The sequence below is a fragment of the Thiohalorhabdus sp. Cl-TMA genome (assembly GCF_041821045.1).
Classification (GTDB): Bacteria; Pseudomonadota; Gammaproteobacteria; order Thiohalorhabdales; family Thiohalorhabdaceae; genus Thiohalorhabdus; species Thiohalorhabdus methylotropha.
Map to the genome: position 1 here is coordinate 103,915 of NZ_JBGUAW010000001.1, position 26,087 is coordinate 130,001.

Below are 26,087 nucleotides of genomic sequence, written 5' to 3' on the forward strand. Positions count from 1 at the left end.
TGAACGGATATGACCGACCAGTGGCAGGTGGCCGAGGAGCTGCTCCTGCGGCCCACCGACATGGACATGAGCCAGATCCAGTCCGCGCTGGGCCAGATGATGGCCCGGCAGGTGGATTATGCCGACCTGTATTTCGAGTACACCCGCCGCGAGGGCTTCACCCTGGAGGAAAGCCGCATCCAGGGCGGCTCCTACGGCATTGACCAGGGCGTGGGGGTGCGCGCGGTGAGCGGCGAGCGCACCGGCTTCGCCTATTCGGACGAGATCATGCCCGCCGCACTGCTGGAGTCTGCCAAGGCTGCCCGCGCCATCGCCACCTCCAGCGGCAGCGGCGACGCGCCGGTCCTGGCCCGCGGTCCGGCGCCGAAGCCGCTCTACTCCGCCGCCGACCCGCTGGCCTCCCTCTCCGACGAGGCCAAGGTGAAGATGCTGGAGACGGTGGACGCGGAGGCGCGCGCCGCGGATCCCCGGGTGCGCGAGGTGATGGCTAACCTGAGCGGGGCGTTCAAGACGGTGCTCGTGGCCCGCGCCGACGGCCGGCTGGTTACCGACGTGCGCCCGCTGGTGCGGCTCAACGTGCAGGTGATCGTCGAGGAGGACGGCCGCCGCGAGCAGGGCATGGCCGGCGGCGGCGCACGCACTGGCTACGACTGGTTTGACGACGCAACCGTGCGGGGTTATGCCCGCGAGGCGGTGCGCCAGGCCCTCGTGAACCTGGAGGCGGAGGATGCCCCCGCCGGCGCCATGGATGTGGTACTGGGGTCGGGCTGGCCGGGCATCCTGCTGCATGAGGCCATCGGTCACGGTCTCGAGGGGGATTTCAACCGCAAGGGCACGTCGGCCTTCAGCGGGCGCATCGGCGAGCAGGTGGCCTCCGAGCAGTGCACGGTGGTGGACGACGGCACCCTGCCCGACCGGCGGGGGTCGCTCACCGTGGACGACGAGGGCACGGAGAGCCAGCACACCGTGCTGATCGAGAACGGCATCCTCAAGAACTATATGCAGGACGCCACCAACGCCCGGCTCATGGGCGTGGAGCCCACCGGCAATGGCCGGCGCGAGTCCTACGCCCACCGGCCCATGCCGCGCATGACCAATACCTATATGGAGAACGGCGGCTACGACCCCGACGAGATCATCGCTTCCGTGAAGAAAGGGGTCTACGCCACCCAGTTCTCCGGCGGACAGGTGGACATCACCTCCGGAAAGTTCGTCTTCTCCGCTTCCGAGGCCTATCTCATCGAGGATGGCAAGGTCACCCGCCCGGTAAAGGGTGCCACCCTCATCGGCAACGGCCCCGACGTGCTCACCCGGGTGGCCATGGTGGGCAACGACAAGGAGCTCGATACCGGCATCGGCACCTGCGGCAAGGAGGGCCAGTCGGTTCCCGTAGGCGTGGGCCAGCCCACCCTGAAGATCCATGACCTGACCGTGGGAGGCACCCAATGACCGCCGGCGTCGATCACGAAGCCATCGCCCAGCGGGTCCTCGAGCGGGCCCGGAGCCACGGCGCCGATCAGGCGGAGGTGGGCGTGCAGACCGCTTCGGGCCTCTCCGCTGAGGTGCGTCTGGGCGAGGTGGATACCCTGGAGTATCACCGCGACAAGGGCTGCTCGCTGACCGTCTACATGAACGGAGCCAAGGGCAGCGCCTCCACCTCGGACTTCTCCGACGATGCCGTGGAGAGCACCGTGGCCAAGGCCTGCGACCTGGCGCGGCGGACCTCGGCCGATCCCGCCAACGGCCTGGCGGATCCGGAGCAGCTGGCCACGGAGATCCCGGGCCTCGACCTGGACCACCCGGTGGAGATGGAGCCCGAGGAGGCCATCGAGCGGGCACGCGCCTGCGAGGCGGCCGCCCGCGCCGTGGACGACCGGATCACCAACTCCGAGGGTGGCGAGTTCTCCTGGAGCCGCGGCACCATGGTCTATGCCAACAGCCACGGTTTCCTCGGCGGTTACAGCGGCACCCGCTACGGGGTATCCTCTGCCGTGGTGGCCGAGGAAGGCGGTTCCATGCAGCGGGACTTCTGGTACGCCACCGCTCGGGATCTCGCCCAGCTGGAGGACGGCGAGGCGGTGGGCCGCCGCGCCGGGGAGCGCACCGCCCGACGCCTGGGCGCGCGGCGGATCAGCACCGCCCGGGTGCCGGTGCTGTTCGAGGCGCCCGTGGCGGCGAGCCTCCTCGGTCACCTGGTGTCCGCCGTGCGGGGCTCCAGCCTGTACCGCCGCAGCTCTTTCCTGCTGGACAAGGCCGGGGAGCGGATCTTCACCTCCGGCGTCACCATCCACGAGGAGCCCCACCGGCCCAAGGGGCTGGGCAGCGTGCCCTTCGACGGGGAAGGCGTGGCCACCCGGGAGCGGGACCTGATCCGCGACGGCGTGCTGACCGGCTACTGCCTGGACAGCTATTCGGCCCGCAAGCTCGGCATGGAGACCACCGGCCATGCCGGCGGGGTGCATAACCTCTACATGCTGCCGGGAGAGCGCGACCCGCAGGCACTGCTGCGGGATATGGGCACCGGCCTGCTGGTCACCGAGCTCATCGGCATGGGCGTCAACGGCGTGACCGGCGATTATTCGCGCGGTGCGGCGGGCTTCTGGGTGGAGAACGGCGAGGTGGCCTACCCGGTGGAGGAGATCACCATTGCCGGCAACCTGAAGGACATGTACATGGACATCGTGGCCGTGGGCAGCGATCTGGACCTGCGGGGCAATGTCAGCGCCCCCTCGGTGCTCATCGGCGAGATGACCGTGGCTGGGCAGTAAGGCGTCTAACCGCCAAGGACGCCAAGAGCAGGCCGAAATGAAAAAGGGCCACGCACCTCACGGGTCGGAGTCCCCAGCTCAGGGCCTCCGGCGGGTGGCCTTTGGCGGCTTGGGTTGTTCACCACTTCTCTTGACGTGCTTGGCGTACTTGGCGGTTTATAATTCTTTTTGTTGGTTTTCTTGGCGCCTGGCTTCTTGGCGTTTTCTTAAGCTTTTCCGAGGAGAGGATTTTGGACGAAGCACAGCTGCCGGAGCTTCTGGAGGATGTGAAGGAAGCGGTCCGCGCCGCGGGGCGCGAGGTTATGCAGTATCAGGGCGGGGCCAACGAGCAGTGGGAAAAGGGGGTGGATGACCCGGTCACCAAGGCGGACCTGGCTTCCGACAAGCTTCTCCGGGAGCGGCTGCTGGGGCTCAGGCCCGAGTGCGGCTGGCAGTCCGAGGAGACCGTGGACGACCAGTCGCGGCTGGAGAAGGAGTGGGTCTGGGTGGTGGACCCCCTGGACGGCACCAAGGAATTCCTCGAGCAGGTCCCGGAGTTCTCCATCGCCGTGGCCCTGGTCCATAACGGCAAGCCGAAGCTGGGCGTGGTCTTCAATCCCGCCACCATGGAGATGATCGCCGGTGCCGAGGGCGCGGGCGTGAGCTACATGGGTGGCCCCGCCCGGGTGAGCGAGGAGCGCTTCCGCGCCGCCGCCTCCGTGGCGGTGAGTCGCAGCGAGTACAAGCGCGGCGAGTTCGACGAGGTGGCCGCCACCATGCACCTGCGGCCCATCGGCTCGGTGGCCTACAAGCTGGCCCTGGTGGCGGCCGGGCAGGTGGACGTCTTCTACACCCTGACCCCCCGCTGCGAGTGGGACATCTGCGCCGGCGTGTATCTGGTGAAGGCGGCGGGCGGCATGGCCACCGAGAAGGACGGGGCCGAGGTGGTGTTCAACAAGCCCGAGGGCAAGACCCGCAGCCTGGTGGCCGCCAACCCCGATCTTCACGCCGACCTGCTGGAGGCTCTCAAGGATACCCCCCTGGCGCCCGACCTGCGCGCCTGAGCAGAGGGTGAGCCGTCAAGTACGCCAAGCGCGCCTGGGCTTCTTGGCGTTTCCTGATCCGTTATCGCTTCCACACCCAGGGGAGGAAGCCCATGGAGCCCCATTGGCCGCCCCTGATTCGCGCCCTGCTGGATCCTAGCCGCTATCCCCACCCCGTTACCAGCGTGGAGGTGGTGGAGACCCATATCTCCTACGTCCTGCTCACCGGCGATTACGCCTACAAGATCAAGAAGCCCCTGGACTTGGGCTTCCTCGATTTCTCCACCCTCGATAAGCGCCTCCAGGCCTGCCGGGAGGAGCTGCGCCTCAACCGGCGCACCGCGCCGGAGCTGTACCTGGACGTGGTGCCCATATCGGGAATCCCCGAGAGTCCGGTCCTGGACGGTACCGGGACGCCCTTCGAGTACGCAGTGCGCATGGTGGAGTTCGACCCGGCCTTGCAGGCGGACCGCTGCCTGGAGCGCGGCGAGCTGGATGCCGGAGTGATGGCGGACCTGGGTGCCCGGGTGGCGGCCCTCCATGCCGGAGCGGAGGAGCCCGCCGCGGATGAGGAGTACGGGACCTGGGCCAGCGTCCGTTCCGACCAGCTCGAGAACCTGGAGCAGCTGCGTGCGGAACGGGAAAGCCTGGGGCTGGACGAGGCCCGTTTCGAGGCCCTGGCCGGGTGGGTGACGGGCTTCCTGGAGGAGCACCGGGCGCGCTTCGAGCAGCGCCGGGCCGAGGGGCGCATCCGGGAAGGACACGGCGATCTCCACCTGGGCAATCTGGCCTACATCCACGGGCGGCTGGTGCCCTTCGACGCCATCGAATTCGATCCGGGCCTGCGCCGGATCGACGTCATGGCCGACGTGGCCTTTACCTGGATGGACCTGCGCTATCGGCAGCGCCGCGACCTCGGCACCGCGTTCCTGAACGCATATCTGGAAGCGAGCGGCGATTATTCCGGGGTACGCCTGCTGCCCTTCTACACCGTCTATCGGGCGCTGGTGCGTACCAAGGTGGCGGCCCTCCAGGCCGGCGAGAGCGATGATCCGGAGCGTGCGCGCGCTTTGCGGGATCAGGCCGCCCGGTATTTCGCCCTGGCCGAATCCGTGTCCGGGGACGACGAGTCCCTGCTCATCATGGCGCGCGGGGTTACGGGCGTGGGGAAGAGCCTGGCCTCGGCGCCCGTACTGGCCCGGCTGGGCGGGGTGCGTATCCGCTCGGATGTGGAGCGCAAGCGGCTGGCGGGCCTGGGCCCGGACGAGCGCAGCGGCTCGTCGGTGGGCGGCGGGATCTATACGGAGGACCTGTCGGCGCGCACCTATCAACGGCTTCTGGATCTGGCGCGCCCGGCCCTCGCCGCCGGGTTCCCGGTTTTCCTGGATGCCACCTATCTGGCTGCCCGGCGCCGGGCGGAGGTGCGGAAACTGGCGGCGGAGCTGGGCGTTCCCTGCGTGATCCTGGCCCTGGAGGCCCCCGAGGCGGTGATCCGCCAGTGGCTGCGGGAGCGGGCCGAGGAGGACGGCTCGGTCTCCGAGGGCGACGAGGCAGTCCTCTCCGATCAGCTGGCCCGCCAGGACCCTCTGGAACCGGAGGAGGAAGGCGCAGCGGTCCGCGTGGACACCAGCACGGAGCTGGACTTCGACGCCATCGCCCGGGCCCTGCGCGGCAAGGCCCGGATTCCTGCCCGGGAGCCCTGAAGGCCGCTTCTGCTTTTATCCGGCGGACCGCCCGCCCCGCCGCCTCCTAGAACAGGTCCTCCATCATCTGCGAGGAGCCGGAGCTCGATTGCGGCTTCCGGTCCCCGCCCGACTCGCCGGAATCCTGCCCGCCGCCGGAGGAATCGGAGCCGGAGGAGATGGAGGCCGGCCGCGGCGTCACCTGCGTGGGCGCATTCCCCTTGCGGAAATACTCGAACAGGGTCTCGTCGCTCCACGGCGCGGCCAGCTTGCCGGTCTCCGCATCGATGCGCACGTTTACCACCCCCTCGGGCTGCTCGAATTTATGGACGTCGCGGCCCTTCAGGGTCTCCCGCATGAAATCAACCCAGATCGGAGCCGCTGCCCGCGAGCCGGTCTCGTTGCTGCCCAGAGTCTTGGGCTTGTCGAAGCCGACGAAGGCACCGCCCACCAGGTCATTGGAGAAGCCCAGGAACCAAGCGTCCCGCTGGTCGTTACTGGTCCCCGTCTTCCCCGCCAGCGGCAGCCCGAGCCGCTTGGCGCGCCAGCCGGTACCCCGCTCCACTACGCCGCGCAACAGGCTTACCATCTGGTAGTTCACCTGGGGCGACAAAACCCGGACGGGGCGAATGGATTCGTGGAAGCGCATCTCCGGGTGCGCCACCAGCTCCTCGGGGTCCAGCTCCTCGGGGTTGGAAGCCCGGTGACACTGGATGCACCGGGACCGGGCGATGTTCCGCATCACCGGGCGGCCGTGGCGGTCCTCCACCCGCTCGATAAGGATGGGGTCCACCCGCAGACCGCCGTTGGCGAAGACGGCGTAGCCCCGCACCACCTGCATGGGGGACAACGAGGCGGAGCCCAGGGAAAGAGAGAGGTTCTGGGGCAGATCCTTGGGCTCGAAGCCGAACTTGGAGACGAAGTCCACGGCGTAGTCGATGCCCATGCGGCGCACCAGCCGGATGGTCACCAGGTTCCGCGAGTGCTCCAGACCCTTGCGCAGGCGGGTGGGTCCGTAGAACTTCTCCGAGTAGTTCTCGGGCGTCCAGCGGGTCTCCAGGGCCTCGTCCTCGAAGACGATGGGGGCGTCGTTGATGAGCGTGGCCGGCGTCATGTTCTTGGAAAGGCCGGCGGCGTACAGGAACGGCTTGAAGGAGGAGCCCGGCTGGCGGCGCGCCTGGGTGGCGCGGTTGAACTGCGAGAGCTGGGGATCGAAGCCGCCGATCATGGCGCGAATCCGCCCGGAGTCGGGGTCCATGGCCACGAAGGCGCCCTGGACCTCGGGAACCTGGCTGAGGAACCAGGGGCCCTTGGGACGCTTCTCCAGCCGGATGACGTCGCCCGGCGCCAGGACCGCATCCGCGGACTCGGGGCGCGGGGCGCGCTGGGTGGCCGACTTGTAGGGCCGTGCCCAGCGGATACCTTTCCACTGGAGGGTGATCTCCCGCCCGTCGGACAGCAGCACCCGGGCCGTGCGGGGGGGATCCTCCTCTGCTCCCTTGCCGTCGGTCTTTTCCGCCTCGGGCTTTTTCTCGCCGAGGTGGAGAACCACTCCGGTATGCAGGGGGCCGGCCTCCCGGATCCCTTCCAGCCGCTTTAGCAGGATCTCCTTGAAGGGAAGCGGCTCCTTCTCCGCTCGCGTTTCCCCGGAAGGTGCCTCCACCGCGGGCAGGGGCGTACCCTCCGGCCCCGCCTCGCCTGCCGCCTTTTGGCGGAGCTTTTCCAGGTCCCAGTGCTGCTCCGGGCCCCGGTAGCCGTGCCGGTATCCGTAATCCAGCAAGCCCTGTTGGACGGCGGTACGGGCCTGGGCCTGCATGGCCGGGTCCACGGTGGTGAATACCCGGAGCCCGGCCGTGTAGGCGCGCTCCTGGCCGAACTGCTCCACAATTCGCCGGCGCACTTCCTCGGCGACCTGGGGCATGGGCGTGGTTTCGGGGTCGTGATCGCCCGCGTGGATGGGGGTGCTCAGCGCCTTGTCAACGGCCTCGGGGCTGGCCATGCCGGTGGCCCGCATGCGGCGCAGGACGTAATCCCGGCGGTGCCGGGCCCGCTCGGGATGCTCCGCGGGGTTATACGCGGAGGGGGCCTTGGGCAGGCCGCCGAGCATGGCCGTCTCGGCCAGGGTCAGCTCGTGGACCGACTTGCCCCAGTAGTTCTGGGCGGCGGCCTCCACCCCGTAGGCGCCGTTGCCCAGGTAGATCTGGTTCAGATACAGATGCAGGATCTCCGGCTTGGTGAGCCGTCGTTCGATGCGGAAGGCGAGCAGCATTTCCCGGAGCTTGCGCATGATGGTGCGCTCCCGGGTCAGCAGGAAGGTGCGCGCCACCTGCTGGGTGATGGTGGAGGCTCCCTGGACCGGGGCGCCCGCCTTGATGTCGGCGATCAGGGCGCGGACGATCCCGGGAATGTCGATGCCGGGGTGGTCGAAGAAGCTGGAGTCCTCCGCCGCCAGGAAAGCGTCCTTCAGCTCCTCCGGAATCGCCTCCGGCGGCAGGGGCAGGCGCCGCTGGCTGCCGAATTCACCGATGAGCTGGCCGTCCCGGGCGAAGATCCGCATGGGGGTCTTGGGCTGATAGTTGGTCAGCGCGGTGATCGGGGGGAGCTTCGAGCTGAGCCAGAGATAGCCGCCGAGACCGCTTACCGCCCCGATGAGGACCAAAACCCCCGAAGCTATCAGGATTCTTCTGACGAAAGTGGGCATTGTGCGCCTGCGGGTTGATTATAAATGCGAATTAAGAATCGATTCGACGGCTATTGGGCGCCGGAGTTCCGGATGTCTGGTTGTTTCCCTTAGGGGCTTTCCCTGATATAAAGGGCGACACCGAATAATACCAAAACGATTGCTCTGGCGAAGCGGCTGCCCATGCCCAAGCTGTATAACAAACCCCTTTTCGGGCTCGATCTGTCCACTACCTCGGTGAAGGCCGTGGAGATGGACCGGCGGGGCCGCACCTACCGCCTGCAGGGGTACGCCATCGAGCCGCTGCCCGCCGGGGCCGTGAACGACCACGCGGTGGTCGATTCCGAGGCGGTGGCCGCGGCCATCACCCGGGCCCGCAAGGGGGCCAAGGCACGCCAGAAATACGTGGCCGCCAGCGTAGCCGGTGCAGCGGTGATCACCAAGAAAATTTCCATCCCCGCCGGCCTCGACGAGGTGGGTCAGCAGTCCCAGGTGGAAATGGAGGCCGACCACCACCTGCCCGCCGGTATCGAGTCCATGTACCTGGATTACCAGGTCCTGGGGCCGGATCCCGCCGACGAGGCCAACCAGCTCGAGGTGCTGCTGGTGGCCTGCAAGCGGGATGTGGTGGACGGTCACGTGGCGGCCATCGAGGCCGCCGGGCTCAAGGCCTCGGTGATCGACGTGGACCCCTTCGCGGTGGAGTCGGCCTTCGAGCTCGGGGCCCCCGACGAGTACATGGGAAAGACGGTGGCCCTGCTCAACATCGGCGCCCAGGTCACCAATATCAATGTCCTCCACAAGGCCCAGTCCATCTTCACCCGCGACCACTACTTCGGCGGGCAGCAGCTGGTGGAATCCCTGGCCGAATCCTACGGGTGGGAGGACAGTCAGGCCGAGCAGCGGCTGGCCCGCGGCGAGCTGCCCGAGGATTACCCGCAGCGGGTCCAGGGGCCCTTCCTCCAGAACCTGGCCCTGGAGATCGGCCGCAGCATGGATTTCTACGCCTCCAACCAGCCCGATCACCCCGTGGACTGGGTGGTGGTCTCCGGCGGCTGCGCCCTGCTTCCCGGCCTGACCGAGGCCCTGGAGGAGCAGCTCGACGTACAGGTTAGCATCGCCAACCCCTTCCCCAAGATGAAGGTGGGCGGCGGGGTCAAGCAGAACAGCCTCGATAAGGTGGCGCCCCGGTTGATGGTGGCCACGGGGCTCGCCCTCCGGAGCTTCGATCCGTGATCCGTATCAACCTCCTTCCCTACCGGGAACAGCGGCGCAAGGCGCAGCTGCGTCGGGATGGGATTGGTGCCGGCATCTTCCTGGTGATCGTGGCGGGCCTGCTAGTGGCCACCTACCTGCACCTGCAGGGGGTGGAGAGCCGGCACAAGGCCCGCGTGGAGTACATGAAGACCGCCCTGTCCAAGATCCGCGACCAGCTCGACGAGGTGGACAAGCTCAAGGAGAAGCGCGCCGACCTGGTGAAGAAGCTGGGCGTGATCAAGGACCTGCAGGAAGGCCGGGACCGCTCGGTGCGCCTGTTCGAGACCCTCGGTCGGGCCGTACCCGAGGAGGTCTCCCTGCAATCGGTCCGCCAGCAGGATTCGGGCCTGCAGCTCGAGGGGGAGGCCCGCTCCAACAGCGATATCTCCAGCTTCATGCGCCGCCTGGAGGCCTCGGACCTGTTCGCCGATCCGGATCTGGAGGTCATCACCAACAGCAACCGGAACGGCAACCCCGTAAAGACCTTCAAGATGGGCGTGCGGATGGCGGACGCCGCGCAGGGATCGGGCGAAAAGGACGGCGATTCGGGCAAGGGGGGCTGAATGGACATCCAGGATCTGGACCTTGAGGCGGCCCTGCGCGCACCCGACTGGGTGAAGGCCGTGGTGCTGCTGGTGGTGGTGGCGCTCATCGGCTCCGCCTTCTGGTGGTTCGTCTACGCGCCGCACCAGGAGGCGGTACAGCGGATGGAGGACCGGGTGGCGAGCCTGAAGGCCCGGTACCAGCGCAAGAAGCGGCAGGTGGCCAACCTCCCGGCGCTGCGCGAGCAGTACCAGCAGCTGGAGAAGCGGATGGGCCGCGCCCTCGAGCAGCTACCCGACCGCTCCGAGGTGGCGAGCCTGCTGGTGGAGGTAACCCGCGCCGGTCGCTCGGAGGGCCTCAGCTTCGAGCTGTTCCGGCCGGCGGAGGAGAAGCCCCAGGATTTCTATGCCGTGCTCCCCGTGGAAGTGGAGGTGCGCGGCAGCTATAACGCCATGGGTCGGTTCCTGGCCGCCACCGCCTCCCTGCCCCGGATCGTGAATATCGGCGATATCCAGTTGAGCGGCGGCGAAGGGGGAGAGCTGACCATGAAAGGACAGGCGCGGACCTTCCGGTATCTGGGTGAGGAGGAGCAGTGAGCGTGCCCCGCACCCATATGGCGGTGGCCGGTCTGGCTGTACTGTTGGCGGGCTGCGGCAACGGGCAGCAGGATCCGGTGGCGGATCTGCGGGCGCTCGTCGAGCGACCGGCGCCGCCACCCGACGAGGACGCCACGCAGCCCCTTCCCGAGCCGGTGAAGACCGGGGAGGTGACCTTCCGGGTCCTGGACCGCTCACCCTTCCAGCCCCTGCCCGCCCTGGAGGATACGAAGAACCAAAAGGCGTACCAGGGACCCCGGCCCGACAAGGACCGGCCGCGGGAGCCGCTGGAGCAGTTCGCCCTGGGCAGTCTGCGCATCGTCGGCACCATGCAGCGGGGCGAAAAGGGCTGGCGCGCCTACGTTCGGGCCCCGGACGGCATCGTCTACACCGTACAGACGGGCGATCACATGGGCCAGCAATACGGGCAGGTGCAGAAGATCGGCGCGAGCAGCGTGACCGTGCGGGAGCTTGTGCCGCGCGGCCAGGGGCGCTGGGAGCCGCGCGAACGCACCGTGGAGATCAAGTCTACAGGGGGATGACATAGTGGCTTGGCGGAATCTTTGGCTACCCGCCGCAATTCTGACCGTTCTGTTTCAGGCCCTGGTCTCCACGGTTTCCGCGGCCGAGGTCCGGGTAAGCGGTGTGGAGCTCTTCGAGGAGGGGGAGAGCACGGGCGTGCTCCTGACCGGGAACGGGGCCCTCACCTACCGGCTGCTTTCCCAGGAGGAGCCACCGCGCGTCCTCGTCCAGCTACCGGGTGCGGAGGTTCGTCCTTCCGCCCTGCCGGAGGTTACCTCCAAGGGCTTGGTGCGCAACGTCAAGCTCCATACCCGGGAAGGCCAGCCCCCTAGGCTCGAGCTCCTCCTGGCGCGGGCGGCCGAGGCGCAGGCCACCCGGGAAGGCTCCGCCCTGACCGTGACCCTGTCGCCCAAGGAGGGCGCCGCGGCGGATGACGCGCAGGCGGAGAGCGGCGATGCGCAGGGGCCGCCGCAGCTCCGCGATTACGCCGTTTCCGCCACCCAGGACGGTGCTCGGCTCCTGTTCAAGACCAGCCACAAGGTCCGGCGCTTCCAATCCTTCCAGCTGGATGGTCCGCCCCGTCTCGTTCTGGACTTGTACGGTGCCGCCTCGGCCCTGCCCAGGAAAGCCTACGACCTGGACCATCCGCTGCTGAAGCGGGTCCGGTTCGGCGAGCGGGACGACCGGACCCGGGTGGTTCTGGAGCTGAAGGAGCGGGTCACCCACAGCGTGGAGCCCACCGGTCAGGGCCTGCGCTTGGCCCTTCGGCGCACCAGCGCCCGGGAAGGCTTCCGTCACGTGCGGGACGTGAATTTCACCGTGGGGCCCAAGCCGGACGTGGGCCAGCTGGAAGTGAAGCTGGACCGCACGGGTGCCGAGGCCCGGGTGCAGCGGGAAGAGGGGCGCGTGGTTCTGGATCTGCCCAAGACCCGGCTTCCGGAACGTCTGCAGAAGCGCCTAGTGGTGACGGACTTCGGCACCGCGGTAAAGACCGTGGATCTTTACCAGAAAGGGGACCGTGTCCGCGCGGTCCTTTCCGGGTCGGGTCCGCTGGACCCCACCACCTACCAGCTGGACGGCAAGCTGGTTCTGAACGTCGGCAAGAAGGAGGCCGAAAAGGCCAAGCGGGGCCTTTCCGCCACCGGGAAGCCCTACGAAGGGGAAAAGCTGAGCCTCAACTTCCAGAATATCGACGTCCGGCAGGCGCTGAATATCCTCGCGGATTTCGCCGACCTGAACATCGTCGCCAGCGACAGCGTGGCGGGGCAGCTCACGCTACGACTGCAGGAGGTTCCCTGGGACCAGGCACTGGACCTTATACTGGATAGCCAGGGGCTCGGCATGGTCCGGGAGGGCAACGTCATCCGCGTGGCGCCCCAGGCGGAGCTGCAGAAGCAGCGCGAGCAGAAGATGCAGGCGGAGCTCAAGAAGCAGCAGCTGGTCCCGCTGAAGACCGAGATCATCCAGGTCAATTACGCCAAGGCCGGGGAGATCAAGAGCCTGCTGGAGAACCAGGCCGGTGGCGAGGGCAAGGGCGGCGGCATGCTCTCGCAGCGCGGCAACATCAGCGTGGATGCGCGCACCAACAGCCTGCTGGTCCGCGAGACGCCCGAGCAGATCCGGGCCATCCGCAAGCTGGTGGAGAAGCTCGACCGGCCCACCCGGCAGGTGATGATCGAGGCCCGTATCGTCAAGATCGATACCTCCTACGAGCGCAATCTGGGAGTGCGCTGGGGCGGCAGCTATACCAACAATTCAGGCACCAACACCGTCTCCGGTACCCTGGCCGGCGCGCAGGCCGGCACCCCCGCCCTCGCCCTGGACCTTCCGGCGGCGGGCGCCAGCGGGGGTGGTCCGGCCTCGCTGGGGATGCGGCTGGGCAGCATCTCCAACAACGCCACCCTGGACCTGGAGCTTCAGGCCATCGAAGCGGAGGGCAACGGCAAGGTGATCTCCAGCCCGCGGGTGGTGACCGCCAACCAGCAGGAAGCCACCATCGAGCAGGGAACCGAGATCCCCTATCAGCAGGCCACCTCCTCCGGGGCCACCTCGGTGTCCTTCAAGAAGGCGGTGCTGAGCCTGGCGGTGACGCCTCAGATTACCCCCGACGGGCGGCTCATCATGGACGTCAACGCCAGCAACGACACAGTCGGCCAAAGCACGGTGGCGGGCCCCGCCATCGACACCGAGGAAGTGGAGACCCAGGTCCTGGTGGATGACGGGGAAACGGTGGTCATCGGCGGCATCTACGCCAAATCGGAGCGGGAGGATCGGACGGGGGTCCCCCTGCTCCGGAAGATCCCCCTGCTCGGCTGGCTGTTCCGCACCAAGAGCGTGACCTCGCAGAAGAACGAGCTGCTGATCTTCCTGACCCCGCGGATCGTGGACGAGCAGCCGCTGGCCATGCAGGGGAAGACGGAATAGGAGCGGCCTCCGGTCTTTCCTCGAAGGGCGCGGGGAGGTAGCGGTTTTGCCGGGCGACAAGGTCTATCTGGTGGGCCCCATGGGCGCGGGCAAGTCGACGGTGGCCAGACTCCTGGCCCCCCGGCTGCAGGCCGGCGTGGTGGACCTGGACGCCGAGATCGAGGATGCCTTCGGCCGCTCCATCCCGGAGCTCTTCGCGGAGCACGGCGAGTCCGGCTTCCGGGACCGGGAGGAACGGGTCCTGGCCGAGGTGGCGCAGCGTCCGGGGCCCCTGGTGGTTGCCACGGGCGGCGGCGTGATCCTGCGCGACGCCAACCGGCGGGTCATGGCCGCAAGCGGCACCATGGTCTATCTCCATGCGGACGTGGATACCCTGCTCGCCCGTACCGCGGGTAGCGCCAACCGCCCACTGCTGCAGGTGGCGGATCCGCGCGCCAAGCTGGCGGCGCTCCAGGCGGAGCGCGACCCCCTCTACCGCGAGGCGGCCATCCTGGTGGAAGGCGCGGAGAGCAGTCCGGCAGAGGTGGCCGAGGAGATCCTCCATCGGCTGGCCGATGCGGGAGACACCCCGGTAGAATAGTCCTGTCGCATCCCCGGCAGCCTCCAGCTCACGGAATCCCATGAAAACGTTGACCGTAGCGCTCGGCGAGCGCAGCTACCCCATCCACATTGGCCCGGACCTTCTCAAGACCGGGTCCCTGGTCGCCGATACCCTGCCGGCCCCCAGGGCGGTTCTGGTGACGAACGAGACCGTCGGACCCCTGTATGCCCGGCAGCTCGCCGATGGCCTGGAGGCGGCGGGGGTGACCCTGCTGGACCGGATTGAGCTGGCCGACGGCGAGCAGCACAAGACCCCGGCCACCCTGGAGCAGGTCTACGATCGGCTCCTGGAGGCACGGGCGGACCGCAAGACCGCGGTGATCGCCTTGGGCGGCGGCGTGGTTGGCGACTTGGCGGGCTTCGCCGCGGCCACCTATCAGCGCGGCGTACCCTTCGTGCAGGTGCCCACGACCCTGCTGGCCCAGGTGGATGCGGCCGTGGGCGGCAAGACGGCGGTGAATCATCGCCTGGGCAAGAACATGATCGGGGCCTTTTACCAGCCCCGGGTGGTGCTCGCCGATACCGATTCCCTGGGCACCCTCCCGGACCGCGAGCTGCGGGCGGGATTCGCCGAGGTGGTGAAATACGGCCTGATCCGCGATCCGGCGTTCTTCGCCTACCTGGAAGAGCACGCCCAAGCGATCTTGGCGCGGGATCCCGAAGCGCTGAGCGAGGCCATCTACCGTTCCTGCCGCAACAAGGCCGAGGTGGTGGCAGCCGACGAGCGGGAAGCCGACCAGCGGGCCCTGCTCAACCTGGGCCATACCTTCGCCCACGCCATCGAGACGGGCACCGGCTATACGGACTGGCTGCACGGCGAGGCGGTGGCGGCGGGCATGGTAATGGCCGCGGAGGTGTCCCGCCGGGCGGGGCTCCTGTCCGAGTCGGATACGCAGCGGATCACCGCGCTTCTGAAGGCTTCCGGACTGCCCGTTAAGGGTCCCGCAGACCTGGCCACGGACCGCTATCTGGAGATCATGGGCGTGGACAAGAAGGCCTCGGGGGGTGCAGTGCGCTATATCCTCCTCGAAGGGATCGGGCGCGCATTCATGACCGCCGAGGTGCCGGAGGCGGTGGTCAGGGAGGCCATCGACGCCTGCCGCTAGCCCCCGCGTGGCCGCGGTTCTCCGATGGTGCCGCCCCTCGGATGAAAACCGGGCGTCCCGTGCCGGGCTTTCGGTGGTACGCTGGAACCGCGGGGCCCTTCCCGAGGATTGACAGTCTCGACCCGCCGACCGTAGGTTTGTTTCCAAATGATCCAGGATTTCTTCCAAGGCGTAGGCAATGGACTCCTGCTGCTGATCGGGGTGGCCCTGACCGCGCTGTTCGTACTCTGGCTCACCCTGCCCTTCCTGGTGCTGCAGCTGGTCCGGTCCAACCGTGCCTTAACCGAGGAGGTTCGCCGCCTGCGTCTCCTGCGCGAGGAAGAGGAGACGGAAGACGGCCCCCAGAGCCATCAATAAGGAGGGTCTAATGGCGACAGAGGTGGACCACCTGGACGATGAGCTGGCCCGGAGCAACGGCCACTTCCACAATCTGCTGGAACGCCACCGCGGACTGGACGATCAGATCGACGAGCTCGAGGACGGACGCGGGCACGTGGACGATCTGGAGCTGAGCAGGCTCAAGCGGGAACGACTATACGTGAAGCAGCAGCTGGAGTTCATGCGAAGGAAGCTGCGGCCCAACGGAGAATAGCCTGAAAACCGGTTCCGAGGAAAAGGGCGCGCTGAGCGCCCTTTTTTGTATTCGGATCAAGCGGCCCCCGCCCGGCATCCGCCTCTGGTACCCTTATCCGTTCACCCCGGCAAGGCGTAGAGCCCTACCATCCAGGAACCGAAATGACGCGCCCCGACAACGACACTTTCCTGCGCGCCTGCCGGCGCGAGCCCGTCCCCTACACGCCGGTCTGGCTCATGCGGCAGGCCGGCCGTTATCTGCCCGAGTACCGCCGGGTCCGGGAACGGGCCGGGGATTTCCTGAGCCTGTGCCGCAGCCCGGAAATGGCCACCGAGGTCACACTGCAGCCCGTGGACCGGCTGGGGGTGGACGCGGCCATCCTGTTCTCCGACATCCTCACCATCCCCGCGGCCATGAACCGAGGCCTACGCTTCGCCACCGGCGAGGGACCGGTCATCGACCATCCCGTGCGCACCGCCGCGGACGTGGATGCCCTGCCCGTTCCCGACCCCGGCGCGGAGCTGCGCTATGTACCGGACGCGGTGGCGGCCGTCCGCAAGGCCCTGAACAACCGCGTGCCGCTCATCGGCTTCGCGGGATCGCCCTGGACCCTGGCCACCTACATGGTGGAAGGCGGCTCCTCGAAGACCTACGGGATCATCAAGCGGCTCGCCTATGACGAGCCCTCCGTGCTCCATCGTCTTCTGGACAAGCTGGCCCTGGCGGTGACGGACTACCTGAACGCCCAGATCGAGGCCGGGGCCCAGGCTGTGCAGATCTTCGATACCTGGGGCGGCGTGCTCACACCGCCCGCCTACCGGGAGCTCAGCCTCGGCTACATGCAGCGAATCGTGAACGGCCTGCACACTACCGCCGATGGTGAGCGTGTACCGGTGATCCTGTTCACCAAGGGGGGCGGCGCCTGGCTGGAGGAGATGGCCGAAACCGGGGCCGATGTGCTGGGTCTGGATTGGCAGACGGACCCCGCAGAGGCCCGCCGGCGCGTCGGCAGCCGGGTGGCCCTCCAGGGCAACATGGACCCGGCGGTGCTCTACGCCGGTCCGGAGCGCATCCGTCGGGAGGTGGCCCGCACCCTGGACGCCTTCGGTCCGGCTCCGGGCCATGTCTTCAATCTCGGGCACGGGGTCAGTCCGGATGTCCCGCCCGAGCATGCCGAGGCCTTCGTGGCGGCGGTCCACGAGCTGAGCGCGGCGCGCTGACCGCAGCGGTTCCCGCGGCAATCCGTGGACTGGACCGGCCCGGAGCGGAATGCAATAATCGATTCCGCTTTCGCGCCGGGGAAGGCTACCCAAAAGGAGCAGGAGTGGCACGAACCCTCATCCGGACGCTTGTCCTCTTTGTCCTCTGGATTCTGCTGTCGGGCCATTTCGATGGTCTGCTCCTCAGCCTGGGTATCGCTTCCTCGCTCCTCGTGGCCCTTCTGGCCGGCCGGATCGACGCCGCCGACCGCGAGCCCCAGAGGATGGCCGTGGGGCCCGCGCTGATTACCTACTGGGCGTGGCTGGCCTGGCAGGTGATCCTGTCCAACATTGACGTTGCGCGCCGGGTCCTCAGTCCCAGCCTGCCCATTAGCCCCTGTATCGTGCGGGTCCGGGCCAGCCAGAAAACCGACCTGGGGCGGGTGATCTTCGCCAACTCCATTACCCTGACGCCGGGCACCGTCTCCATCGACCTCCAGGGGGACGAGGTGGAAGTGCACGCGCTGTCCCGGGAGGCGGCCGAGGATCTCCAGTCGGGCGCCATGGACCGCCGCGCCTCCGCTGCGGAGCCGACCCAATGATGTTCATCGCGGGCATCGCCGCCGTGGTCACCACCATGGTCCTGGCCCTGCTGCGCGCCCTGCTCGGGCCGACCCTCTATGACCGCATCCTGGCGGTGAACCTGTTCGGCACCAAGATCGTCATCCTGATCGCCCTCTTCAGCTTCCTGGCCGGCGAGGCCTATATCCTCGATATCGCCCTCGCCTACGCCCTGATCAACTTCATCGGCACGGTGGCCGTGCTCAAGTTCTTCGAGTACGGGGACCTGGGGCGGGGCCGGTACGAAGAGGAGGAGCTGTGATGGCGCTCCTGACGGATGCGGCGAGCTGGCTCTGCATCGTTCTCGGCGGGCTGTTCGTCCTCATCGGCGGCATCGGCGTGCTGCGCCTCCCCGATTTCTTCACCCGGCTCCATGCCGCGGGGGTCACGGACACCCTGGGCGCCGGCCTGGTGATCCTGGGCCTGGCCTTTCAGGCGGGGCTCACGCTGACCACGGTCAAGCTGGCCCTGATCTACGGATTCTTCATCCTCACCAGCCCCACCGCCGCGCACGCGCTGGCCAAGGCCGCGCTCCACGGCGGCGTCAAGCCGAAGGTCGACGGGAGGCCCCCTTCGTGATCGATCAGTGGGTGGATATCGCGCTGCTGGGGCTCCTGGCGGTTACGGCGGTCGCCGTCCTCCGCCTGCGGAACCTGTTCGGCGTGGTCATGCTGTTCGGGATCTACAGCCTGCTCTCGGCGGGATTATTCGTGGTCCTGGATGCCGTGGACGTGGCCTTCACCGAGGCGGCGGTGGGCGCCGGCATCTCCACCGTGCTCATGCTCGGCACCCTGGCCCTGGTGGGCAGCTCCGACCGGGCGCCCTCCCATCGCCCCCTGCTGCCCCTGGTGGTGGTGACGCTCACCGGCGCGGCTTTGCTCTACGGCACGCTGGACATGCCCCGCTTCGGTCAGCCGGACGCGCCCATCCAGGAGCACGTGGCGCCCCGGTACCTGGAGCAGTCCGGCGAGGAGATCGCCGTTCCCAACGTGGTAACTGCGGTGCTGGCCAGCTATCGGGGCTACGACACCCTCGGCGAGGTGGCGGTCATCTTCACCGCCGGAACAGGGGTCCTGATCCTGTTAGGCAGGCGCAGGCGGCGTGAGGAGGAGGACGCATGATCCACCACGTGGTGCTCCACGTAATCGCCAAGCTGCTCATCCCGCCGATTCTCCTGTTCGCCCTGTACGTCCAGTTCCACGGCGATTACGGACCGGGCGGCGGCTTCCAGGCCGGGGTCCTGTTCGCCAGCGCCTTCATCCTCTACGCCCTGATTCACGGCGTGGAGGTGGCCCGCCGGGTGCTTCCCTCGGGGCTGATCCACACCCTCATGGCGGTGGGGCTTCTGCTCTATGCCGGCGTGGGGGTGGCCACCATGGCGCTGGGCGGGAATTACCTGGACTACGATGTGCTCGGGCACGGTAACCACGGCCAGCATCTGGGCATTCTGCTGATTGAGCTGGGCGTGGGCATCACCGTGGCCTCGGTGATGATCACGGTATTCTTCTGCTTCGCGGGCCGCAGCCGGCACACGCCGGACGAGGAATCAATCAGCCACCACCGGGACTGACCATGGAACTGCTCGGGCTGTACAACTACTGGGTGGTGATCCTGCTCATGATGGTGGGATTCTACGTGGTGATCGCCCACGGCAACCTGATCAAGAAGCTGGTGGGCCTCAACCTCTTCCAGACCTCGGTCTTCATCTTCTACATCACCATGAGCAAGAAGGAGGGCGGCTCGGCGCCCATCCTCGCGGAAGGCGTGGAGCGCTACTCGAATCCCCTCCCGCATGTCCTGATCCTGACCGCCATCGTTGTGGGTGTTGCCACGACCGCACTCGGCCTGGCCCTGGTGGTGCGCATCAAGGAGCGTTACGGCTCCGTGGAAGAAGAGGATATCCACGATCTCGACAACCCCGAAGAGACCAATGGCGTATAGGGTGTTCCGAACGGCGGGGAGCTTGGCCGGGCCGGGGTGCCCCGCATGATCGCCCATCTGCCCATTCTCCAGGTGGTCGCCCCCCTGATCGCCGCGCCGGCCTGCATGCTGCTGCGTTGGGCGCGCCTAGCCTGGCTGCTAGCTACCGGGGTGACCTGGGCCTCCCTGGGAATCGCCGCCCTCCTGGCCCGGCGGGTCATGAGCGAGGGCCCGGTGTCCTACGCCATCGGCGGATGGCTGGCCCCGTGGGGGATCGAGTACCGCATCGACGCCCTCAATGTCCTGGTGCTGCTTATCGTTACGGGGATCGGGGCGGTAGTCATGCCCTTCGCCCGGGCCAGCGTGGAGCGGGAGATCCCGCGGGACCGCATCCCGCTGTTCTACGTTGCCTACCTCCTCTGCCTGGCCGGCCTGCTGGGGATCACGGTCACCGGGGACGCATTCAACCTGTTCGTCTTCCTCGAGATCTCCTCGCTGTCCTCCTACATCCTCATCGCCCAGGGATCGGACCGCCGGGCGCTCACGGCGGCCTACCGCTATCTGATCATGGGCACCATCGGCGCCACCTTCATCCTGATCGGGGTCGGCTTCCTCTACATGATGACCGGTACCCTGAACATGCAGGACCTGGCGGCTCGCCTTCAGGCGGTGGAGGACACCCGCACGGTGCGGGCGGGCTTCGCCTTCCTAACGGTGGGGATCAGCCTCAAGCTGGCGCTGTTTCCGCTGCACCTGTGGCTGCCGAACGCCTACACCTACGCCCCATCGGCGGTGAGCGCCTTCCTGGCGGCCACGGCCACCAAGGTGGCGGTGTACATGTTCGTGCGCTTCCTGTTCACCGTCTTCGGCGTAGATTTCGCTTTCGGCGACCTGCCGCTGGAGTGGGTCCTCATGGGTCTGGCGCTGGCCGCCATCTTCAGCGCCTCGGCGGTGGCCATCTTCCAGGAGGACGTGCGGCGCATGCTCGCCTATTCGAGCGTGGCCCAGATCGGCTACATGATCCTGGGGGTCAGCTTCGCCACGGTGGCCGGGCTCACGGCGGGCATGACCCACCTCTTCAACCACGCCCTCATGAAGGGGGCCTTGTTCCTGGCCGTGGGCGCCGTGGCCTACCGGCTGGGGTCCACGCGGATCGATGATCTCGCCGGATTGGGCAGGCGCATGCCCTGGACATTCGGGGCCCTGGTGATCGGCGGCATCTCCCTGATCGGCCTGCCCCCCACGGCGGGATTCATCAGCAAGTGGTACCTGGTGGCGGCGGCCCTGGAGCTCGGCTGGTGGCCCGTGGCCGTGCTGATACTCCTGGGGTCGCTCCTGGCGCTCGTATATATGGGCCGGATCGTGGAGGCGGCCTACTTCCGGGAGCCGCCCGCGGGCTCGGACCAGCGGCATGAGGCGCCGCCGGGACTGTTGGTGCCCACCTGGACGCTGGTGGCCGCCAACCTGTACTTCGGCCTGGATACGCGGCTCAACGTCGGCCTGTCCCGGGAGGCGGCGCTCGCCCTGTTCGGAGGGGCGGGTTGATGGAGGCGGATACCCTCATGGTCCTGGCGGGGGCGGTGCCCCTGGTCAGCGCGGTATTGATCCTCGCGGCAGACCGCCGGCCCGCACTGCGGGACGGGCTGGTCCTGCTGGGTGCGCTCGCCCTGCTGGGCGTGGTGGTGTCCCTGACCCTGGCCTTCTGGGCCGGGGAGCGGCCCTACCTGGAAATCGCCGAGCCGCTCCCGGGGGTGCCCCTGGCCCTGACTCTGGAGCCTCTGGGGGTCCTCTTCGCCCTGGTGGCGGGTGGGCTCTATGCCGTCACCGCCGTTTACGCGGTGGGCTATATGCGGGGCAACGAGGAGCACGCTCAGGGGCCCTTCCACGCCTGGTTCGCGCTGGCCCTGGCGGCAACCATGGGTGTGGCCTTCAGCGCCAACCTGTTCTCGCTGTTCATTTTCTACGAGGTCCTGACCCTGTCCACCTGGCCCCTGGTGACCCACCACGGGGATGCTAGCGCACGCCGGGGCGGGCGGATTTATCTGGGCGTCCTGTTGGCCACCTCGGTGGGCTTCTTCTTGCCGGCCTTGATCTGGACCTGGCTGGCGGCCGGGACCCTCGACTTCGTATCCGGGGGAATCCTGGCGGGGAACGTGGCGGGCTGGCAGGTGGGCCTGCTGCTGGCCCTGTACGTGCTCGGTATCGGCAAGGCGGCGGTAATGCCCGTACACTCCTGGCTGCCGGCGGCCATGGTGGCGCCTACCCCGGTAAGCGCCCTTCTGCATGCGGTGGCGGTGGTAAAAGCCGGGGTGTTCGCGGTCATAAAGGTTGTGGTCTATATCTTCGGCCTGGACTTGCTGCGCGCCGAGCCCAGTGCCGACCTGCTGATGTACGCGGCGGGCGTAACCGTGGTGCTCGCCTCCTTGGTGGCGCTGCGGCAGGACAACCTCAAGCGGCGACTGGCCTATTCGACCATAAGCCAGCTTTCCTACGTGGTAATGGCGGCTTTGCTGTTCACACCGGTGGCCATCGTCGGCGCGGCAATGCACATCGTGGCGCACGCGGTCAGCAAGATCACGCTGTTCTTCGCCGCCGGCTCCATCCATACCGCCGCCCATAAAACGGAGGTGAGCCAGCTTGATGGTATCGGCCACAGAATGCCTTGGACCATGGGGGCTTTCACCGTCGGCGCCTTCTCCCTGATCGGCATTCCGCCCTGCATTGGCGTGGTCAGCAAGTGGTATATCCTGCAGGGCACTTTCGCGGCGGAGGAGCTTTTCCCGGCCGGTGTGCTGTTGATCAGCACTCTGCTCAATGCCGCCTATTTCCTGCCTATCGTCTATGTCGCCTTCTTCCGGAAGGCCGATGGGCATGCCCACGGGGAGGCACCGGCGTCCATGGTTTTCGCGATCACAGCCACCGCCCTGGGCGTCGTGGCGCTCTTCTTCCTGCCCGGCGGGGCCATTTCCCTGGCGCGGTCGGTAGCCGGCCTATGAGGAAGGTGAGGGAGTGATGAGACCGGCCGACGAGCGCGAACGCTGGCTGGACCGCAAGGAGAACGTGGCCAAGGTGTATTGGTCCGTCTGGGTGGTATGCGGCCTTTTGCTGCTGGTCGAGCCCTTCGTGCACAAGCACCCCTATTTCCGCTTCGAGGGCTGGTTCGGCTTTCACGGGTTCTTTGGATTCTTCGCCTGCGTGGGTCTCGTGCTCGCCGCAAAGGCGCTGCGCGTGATCCTGAAACGGCCGGAGGACTATTATGACCGTGATTGAGCTCTCGCCCGCCTGGACGCTGATCCTGGGCGCCTGCCTCATTCCCTTCGTCCGGGGCTGGGTGCGTAGCGTCTGGATCCTGGCGCTGCCGATGATCGGCATGCTCCAGCTGTGGTACCTGCCCACCGGGGAATGGGGGCACCTGACCTTCCTCGGCCAGGACCTGGTCACCATGCGCGTGGACCGCTGGAGCCTGCTGTTCGGCTGGGTGTTCATGATAGCGGCGCTGCTGTCCTCTGTTTATGCGCTCCATGGACGCGGATGGCTGGTGCCGCTGGCCGGGCTGACCTACGCGGGGAGCGCGGTAGGCGCGGTCTTCGCGGGCGACCTGCTGACGCTCTTCGTGTACTGGGAGCTCACGGCCGTAACGTCGGTGTTCCTGGTCTGGGCGCGGGGCGATGACCAGTCCTTCCGGGCCGGCATGCGCTACCTGTTCGTGCAGCTTGCCTCGGGTATGCTGTTGCTTTTCGGGGCTCTGCAGCATCTCACCGAGACTGGCTCCCTGCGTTTCGAGCACCTGGGTCTGGACACCCCGGGCGGTCTGCTGATCTTTCTCGCCTTCGGAATCAAGTGCGCCTTCCCGCTGCTGCACAATTGGCTGCAGGACGCCTATCCGGAAGCCACCGAGAGCGGCTCGGTCTTCCTGTCCGCATTCACCACCAAGCTGGCGGTCTACGCCCTGGCCCGCGGATTTGCCGGAACCGAGGCCCTGATCTGGATCGGGGCCACCATGACGGCGTTCCCCATCTTCTACGCGGTGATCGAGAACGACCTCCGCCGGGTGCTGGCCTACAGCCTCAACAACCAGCTCGGCTTCATGGTAGTGGGGGTGGGCATCGGCACGGAGCTGGCGCTGAACGGCACCGCGGCCCACGCGTTCACCCACATCCTCTACAAGGCGCTGCTGTTCATGTCCATGGGGGCCGTGCTGTACCGGGTGGGCACGGTGAAGGGCAGCGATCTGGGCGGGCTGTACAAGTCCATGCCCTGGACCACGACCTTCTGTATCGTCGGCGCGGCCTCCATCTCCGCCTTCCCGCTTTTCAGCGGCTTCGTCAGCAAGTCCATGATCCTTTCGGCGGCCGCTCACGAAGGCCATCTCATTACCTGGCTGGTGCTGCTGTTCGCTTCCGCGGGCGTATTCCACCACTCGGGCATCAAGATCCCCTATTTCGCCTTCTTCGCGCATGACTCGGGCAAACGCTGCAAGGAGGCGCCGGCCAACATGCTGGTGGCCATGGCCTTGGCCGCGGCGCTGTGCATCGGCATCGGCGTGTATCCGGCGCCGCTCTACGCGATGCTGCCGTTCCCGGTGGATTACGCGCCGTATACGGCCGGGCACGTGCTGACACAGATGCAGCTCCTGGTCTTCTCGGCGCTCGCCTTCTCGGTACTGATGCGCTCCGGGGTCTACCCGCCGGAGCTGCGGTCGGTGAACCTGGACAGTGACTGGATCTATCGCCGGCTCGGCCCGGTCCTGGGCCGGCGGGCTTTCTCCCTCTGGGACGGGGTCCAGGGCGCCCTGACGCGGACAATGCTGGGCGGCTTCGATACCTCCTTCCGCTGGCTGCAGCGCCATCACGGGGTGGCGAGCCCCCTGTCCCGGGCATGGCCAACGGGCAGCATGGTCCTCTGGGTCGCCATCCTCCTGACCGTGTACCTGGTCGCCTATTACGTCTGAGGGCGGTTCCGTTTGAGGTAAGGGAATAGCCGTGTAAATATTAAGGGAATTTCCGGCCCCGGGCGGTGGGGGCCGACGGAGCTTCCCAGGAGACACGGCCATGACCGACCAGCAGGTGGAATTCGCCCTCGATCTGATCGAGAAATACGACAAGAGCGGCCCCCGCTACACGTCCTATCCCACCGCCCCGCAGTTCCACGAGGAGCTCGGCCCGGAGGCCTACGCCCGGGTCGCGCGGGCCACCAATGCCGAGCACCCCAAGCGCCCGCTGTCACTGTATTTCCATATCCCCTTCTGCGACACGCTCTGCTTCTACTGCGCCTGTAACAAGATCGCCACCAAGGACCGCTCCAAGGCGGCTACCTACCTGGACTACTTGTTCCGGGAGATCGAGCTGCAGGGGGCCCTGTTCGACGATGATCGTCCGGTGGACCAGCTCCACTGGGGCGGCGGCACCCCGACCTTCCTCAGCTCCGAGCAGATGCGCGCCCTAATGCGCAAGACCGGGGAGCATTTCCGGCTGCGCGACGACGATACCGGGGAGTACGGCATCGAGGTGGATCCGCGCGCGGCGGACGCGGAAACCATCGCCGCCCTGCGGGAGGTGGGCTTCAACCGGCTGTCGGTGGGCGTCCAGGACTTCGATCCGGAGGTCCAGAAGGCGGTGAACCGCATCCAGCCCGCCGAGCAGACCTTCGCGGTTCTGGACGCCGCCCGCCGGGAGAACTTCCATTCCGTCTCCCTCGATCTGATGTACGGGCTGCCCTTCCAGTCGCGGGAGACCTTCGCCTGGACCCTGGAGCGGGTCCTGGAGAAGCGGCCGGACCGGCTGGCTGTGTTCAATTACGCCCATCTGCCCGACATGTTCCCGCCGCAGCGGCGCATCCGCGAGGAGGACCTGCCGGCGCCGGGAGAGAAGCTTGCCATCCTCCAGCAAACCATAGAGCGGCTTACCGCCGCGGGCTACGTCTACATCGGCATGGATCATTTCGCCCTGCCGGACGATGAGCTGGCACGGTCCCAGCGGCAAGGGCAGCTGCACCGCAATTTCCAGGGCTACTCCACCCATGCTTACTGCGACCTGGTGGCAATGGGAGTCACGGCAATCGGCAGCGTGGGGGCCACCTACAGCCAGAACGTTCGGACCCTGGAGCCGTACTACGAGGCGCTGGAGGCGGGCAGGCTGCCCGTGTTCCGGGGCTACGAGCTCACCGGGGAGGACCGCCTCCGCCGGGCGGTGATCACCCGTCTCATGTGCGATTTCGCCCTGGATTTCGACCGGGTGGAGGCGGAGTGGGGGTTAGATTTTGCGGTCTATTTCGCCGATGAGCTGGCGGACCTGGAGGGCATGGCGGAGGACGGCCTTATCGAACTGAGCGAGCGGGGGCTTTCGGTCACCCCGCGTGGCCGGCTGCTCATCCGCAATATCGCCATGGTGTTCGATGCCTACCTGCGCGCCAAGGAGGGAGCGCAGCGCTATTCCAAGGTCATCTGATCGTCGGATCCAGGAAATCCCGCAATGAGGTGCCCATTCGGCGCCGCCAAGGGATGGGCCCCTTACACGATTAGGCCCGCAGGGCGGGACAAGGCCCCCGGGATCAAAAGGCCCTGCCCGGTAGGAG

General features: G+C 67.4%; 26 protein-coding genes. 25 read left to right on the forward strand and 1 reads right to left on the reverse strand.

Annotated features, from left to right (window positions below; genetic code table 11):
• The first annotated feature begins 9 nt into the window (after nucleotides 1-9).
• From tldD to ACERLL_RS00445, 4 genes are all read left to right on the forward strand, one after another.
• Complete coding sequence (gene tldD, locus ACERLL_RS00430; protein WP_373654081.1) at nucleotides 10-1,449, forward strand: metalloprotease TldD; 1,440 nt, start codon at nucleotides 10-12, stop codon at nucleotides 1,447-1,449.
• Nucleotides 1,446-2,768 carry a metalloprotease PmbA gene (pmbA, locus tag ACERLL_RS00435; protein ID WP_373654082.1) on the forward strand — a complete coding sequence of 441 codons (1,323 nt, stop codon included), beginning with the start codon at nucleotides 1,446-1,448 and terminating at the stop codon, nucleotides 2,766-2,768. The genes tldD and pmbA overlap by 4 nt, the downstream gene beginning before the upstream one ends.
• A gap of 230 nt (nucleotides 2,769-2,998) precedes the next feature.
• Complete coding sequence (locus ACERLL_RS00440) at nucleotides 2,999-3,811, forward strand: 3'(2'),5'-bisphosphate nucleotidase CysQ (protein ID WP_373654083.1); 813 nt, start codon at nucleotides 2,999-3,001, stop codon at nucleotides 3,809-3,811.
• Nucleotides 3,812-3,903: 92 nt separating this feature from the next.
• Nucleotides 3,904-5,493, forward strand: a complete 1,590-nt coding sequence (locus tag ACERLL_RS00445) for a bifunctional aminoglycoside phosphotransferase/ATP-binding protein (protein ID WP_373654084.1) — start codon at nucleotides 3,904-3,906, stop codon at nucleotides 5,491-5,493.
• Nucleotides 5,494-5,539: 46 nt separating this feature from the next.
• On the opposite strand, the gene ACERLL_RS00450 is transcribed toward ACERLL_RS00445, so the two are convergent.
• Complete coding sequence (locus tag ACERLL_RS00450; protein WP_373654085.1) at nucleotides 5,540-8,131, reverse strand: penicillin-binding protein 1A; 2,592 nt, start codon at nucleotides 8,129-8,131, stop codon at nucleotides 5,540-5,542.
• A gap of 204 nt (nucleotides 8,132-8,335) precedes the next feature.
• Between ACERLL_RS00450 and pilM the strand changes: the two genes are divergently transcribed.
• The 21 genes from pilM to hemN all read left to right on the forward strand — a co-directional run bounded on the left by pilM (nucleotide 8,336) and on the right by hemN (nucleotide 25,960).
• Complete coding sequence (gene pilM, locus ACERLL_RS00455) at nucleotides 8,336-9,388, forward strand: type IV pilus assembly protein PilM (RefSeq protein ID WP_373654086.1); 1,053 nt, start codon at nucleotides 8,336-8,338, stop codon at nucleotides 9,386-9,388.
• Nucleotides 9,385-9,972, forward strand: coding sequence for a PilN domain-containing protein (locus ACERLL_RS00460; RefSeq protein WP_373654087.1), 588 nt, complete (start codon nucleotides 9,385-9,387; stop codon nucleotides 9,970-9,972). Before pilM ends, ACERLL_RS00460 begins: the two co-directional genes overlap by 4 nt.
• Nucleotides 9,973-10,548 carry a type IV pilus inner membrane component PilO gene (locus ACERLL_RS00465; RefSeq protein ID WP_373654088.1) on the forward strand — a complete coding sequence of 192 codons (576 nt, stop codon included), beginning with the start codon at nucleotides 9,973-9,975 and terminating at the stop codon, nucleotides 10,546-10,548.
• The gene (locus tag ACERLL_RS00470; RefSeq protein ID WP_373654089.1) at nucleotides 10,545-11,090 is read left to right on the forward strand and encodes a pilus assembly protein PilP; all 546 of its coding nucleotides are present in this window, start codon (nucleotides 10,545-10,547) and stop codon (nucleotides 11,088-11,090) included. The genes ACERLL_RS00465 and ACERLL_RS00470 overlap by 4 nt, the downstream gene beginning before the upstream one ends.
• A gap of 4 nt (nucleotides 11,091-11,094) precedes the next feature.
• Nucleotides 11,095-13,494 (forward strand): type IV pilus secretin PilQ, encoded by a 2,400-nt coding sequence (locus ACERLL_RS00475; RefSeq protein ID WP_373654090.1) that lies wholly within the window; start codon nucleotides 11,095-11,097, stop codon nucleotides 13,492-13,494.
• Between the two features lie 46 nt (nucleotides 13,495-13,540).
• On the forward strand, nucleotides 13,541-14,074 hold the full coding sequence (locus ACERLL_RS00480) for a shikimate kinase (RefSeq protein ID WP_373654091.1): 534 nt from the start codon (nucleotides 13,541-13,543) through the stop codon (nucleotides 14,072-14,074).
• Nucleotides 14,075-14,114: 40 nt separating this feature from the next.
• On the forward strand, nucleotides 14,115-15,200 hold the full coding sequence (gene aroB / locus ACERLL_RS00485; protein WP_373654092.1) for a 3-dehydroquinate synthase: 1,086 nt from the start codon (nucleotides 14,115-14,117) through the stop codon (nucleotides 15,198-15,200).
• A 147-nt stretch (nucleotides 15,201-15,347) separates the two neighbouring features.
• A complete protein-coding gene (locus tag ACERLL_RS00490) occupies nucleotides 15,348-15,557 on the forward strand; it encodes a hypothetical protein (protein WP_373654093.1) in 210 nt (69 codons plus the stop codon).
• A 10-nt stretch (nucleotides 15,558-15,567) separates the two neighbouring features.
• Nucleotides 15,568-15,792: an HP1242/YdcH family protein gene (locus ACERLL_RS00495; protein ID WP_373654094.1), complete on the forward strand. Its 225-nt coding sequence runs from the start codon at nucleotides 15,568-15,570 to the stop codon at nucleotides 15,790-15,792.
• A gap of 143 nt (nucleotides 15,793-15,935) precedes the next feature.
• A complete protein-coding gene (gene hemE / locus ACERLL_RS00500; RefSeq protein WP_373654095.1) occupies nucleotides 15,936-16,994 on the forward strand; it encodes a uroporphyrinogen decarboxylase in 1,059 nt (352 codons plus the stop codon).
• Between the two features lie 104 nt (nucleotides 16,995-17,098).
• Nucleotides 17,099-17,575: a Na+/H+ antiporter subunit E gene (locus ACERLL_RS00505; RefSeq protein WP_373654096.1), complete on the forward strand. Its 477-nt coding sequence runs from the start codon at nucleotides 17,099-17,101 to the stop codon at nucleotides 17,573-17,575.
• A complete protein-coding gene (locus ACERLL_RS00510) occupies nucleotides 17,572-17,856 on the forward strand; it encodes an MrpF/PhaF family protein (protein WP_373654097.1) in 285 nt (94 codons plus the stop codon). Before ACERLL_RS00505 ends, ACERLL_RS00510 begins: the two co-directional genes overlap by 4 nt.
• Nucleotides 17,856-18,173: a monovalent cation/H(+) antiporter subunit G gene (gene mnhG / locus ACERLL_RS00515; RefSeq protein ID WP_373654098.1), complete on the forward strand. Its 318-nt coding sequence runs from the start codon at nucleotides 17,856-17,858 to the stop codon at nucleotides 18,171-18,173. Before ACERLL_RS00510 ends, mnhG begins: the two co-directional genes overlap by 1 nt.
• Nucleotides 18,170-18,715, forward strand: coding sequence for a DUF4040 domain-containing protein (locus ACERLL_RS00520; RefSeq protein ID WP_373654099.1), 546 nt, complete (start codon nucleotides 18,170-18,172; stop codon nucleotides 18,713-18,715). The genes mnhG and ACERLL_RS00520 overlap by 4 nt, the downstream gene beginning before the upstream one ends.
• Nucleotides 18,712-19,164: a Na(+)/H(+) antiporter subunit B gene (locus ACERLL_RS00525; protein WP_373654100.1), complete on the forward strand. Its 453-nt coding sequence runs from the start codon at nucleotides 18,712-18,714 to the stop codon at nucleotides 19,162-19,164. The genes ACERLL_RS00520 and ACERLL_RS00525 overlap by 4 nt, the downstream gene beginning before the upstream one ends.
• A gap of 2 nt (nucleotides 19,165-19,166) precedes the next feature.
• On the forward strand, nucleotides 19,167-19,535 hold the full coding sequence (locus ACERLL_RS00530) for a cation:proton antiporter subunit C (RefSeq protein ID WP_373654101.1): 369 nt from the start codon (nucleotides 19,167-19,169) through the stop codon (nucleotides 19,533-19,535).
• Nucleotides 19,536-19,580: 45 nt separating this feature from the next.
• Nucleotides 19,581-21,059: a monovalent cation/H+ antiporter subunit D family protein gene (locus ACERLL_RS00535; RefSeq protein WP_373654102.1), complete on the forward strand. Its 1,479-nt coding sequence runs from the start codon at nucleotides 19,581-19,583 to the stop codon at nucleotides 21,057-21,059.
• On the forward strand, nucleotides 21,059-22,510 hold the full coding sequence (locus tag ACERLL_RS00540; protein ID WP_373654103.1) for a proton-conducting transporter transmembrane domain-containing protein: 1,452 nt from the start codon (nucleotides 21,059-21,061) through the stop codon (nucleotides 22,508-22,510). Before ACERLL_RS00535 ends, ACERLL_RS00540 begins: the two co-directional genes overlap by 1 nt.
• Nucleotides 22,511-22,526: 16 nt before the next feature.
• On the forward strand, nucleotides 22,527-22,784 hold the full coding sequence (locus tag ACERLL_RS00545) for a hypothetical protein (protein ID WP_373654104.1): 258 nt from the start codon (nucleotides 22,527-22,529) through the stop codon (nucleotides 22,782-22,784).
• Nucleotides 22,771-24,465, forward strand: a complete 1,695-nt coding sequence (locus ACERLL_RS00550; RefSeq protein ID WP_373654105.1) for a Na(+)/H(+) antiporter subunit D — start codon at nucleotides 22,771-22,773, stop codon at nucleotides 24,463-24,465. Before ACERLL_RS00545 ends, ACERLL_RS00550 begins: the two co-directional genes overlap by 14 nt.
• Nucleotides 24,466-24,565: 100 nt before the next feature.
• Complete coding sequence (gene hemN, locus ACERLL_RS00555) at nucleotides 24,566-25,960, forward strand: oxygen-independent coproporphyrinogen III oxidase (RefSeq protein ID WP_373654106.1); 1,395 nt, start codon at nucleotides 24,566-24,568, stop codon at nucleotides 25,958-25,960.
• Nucleotides 25,961-26,087: the final 127 nt, after the last annotated feature.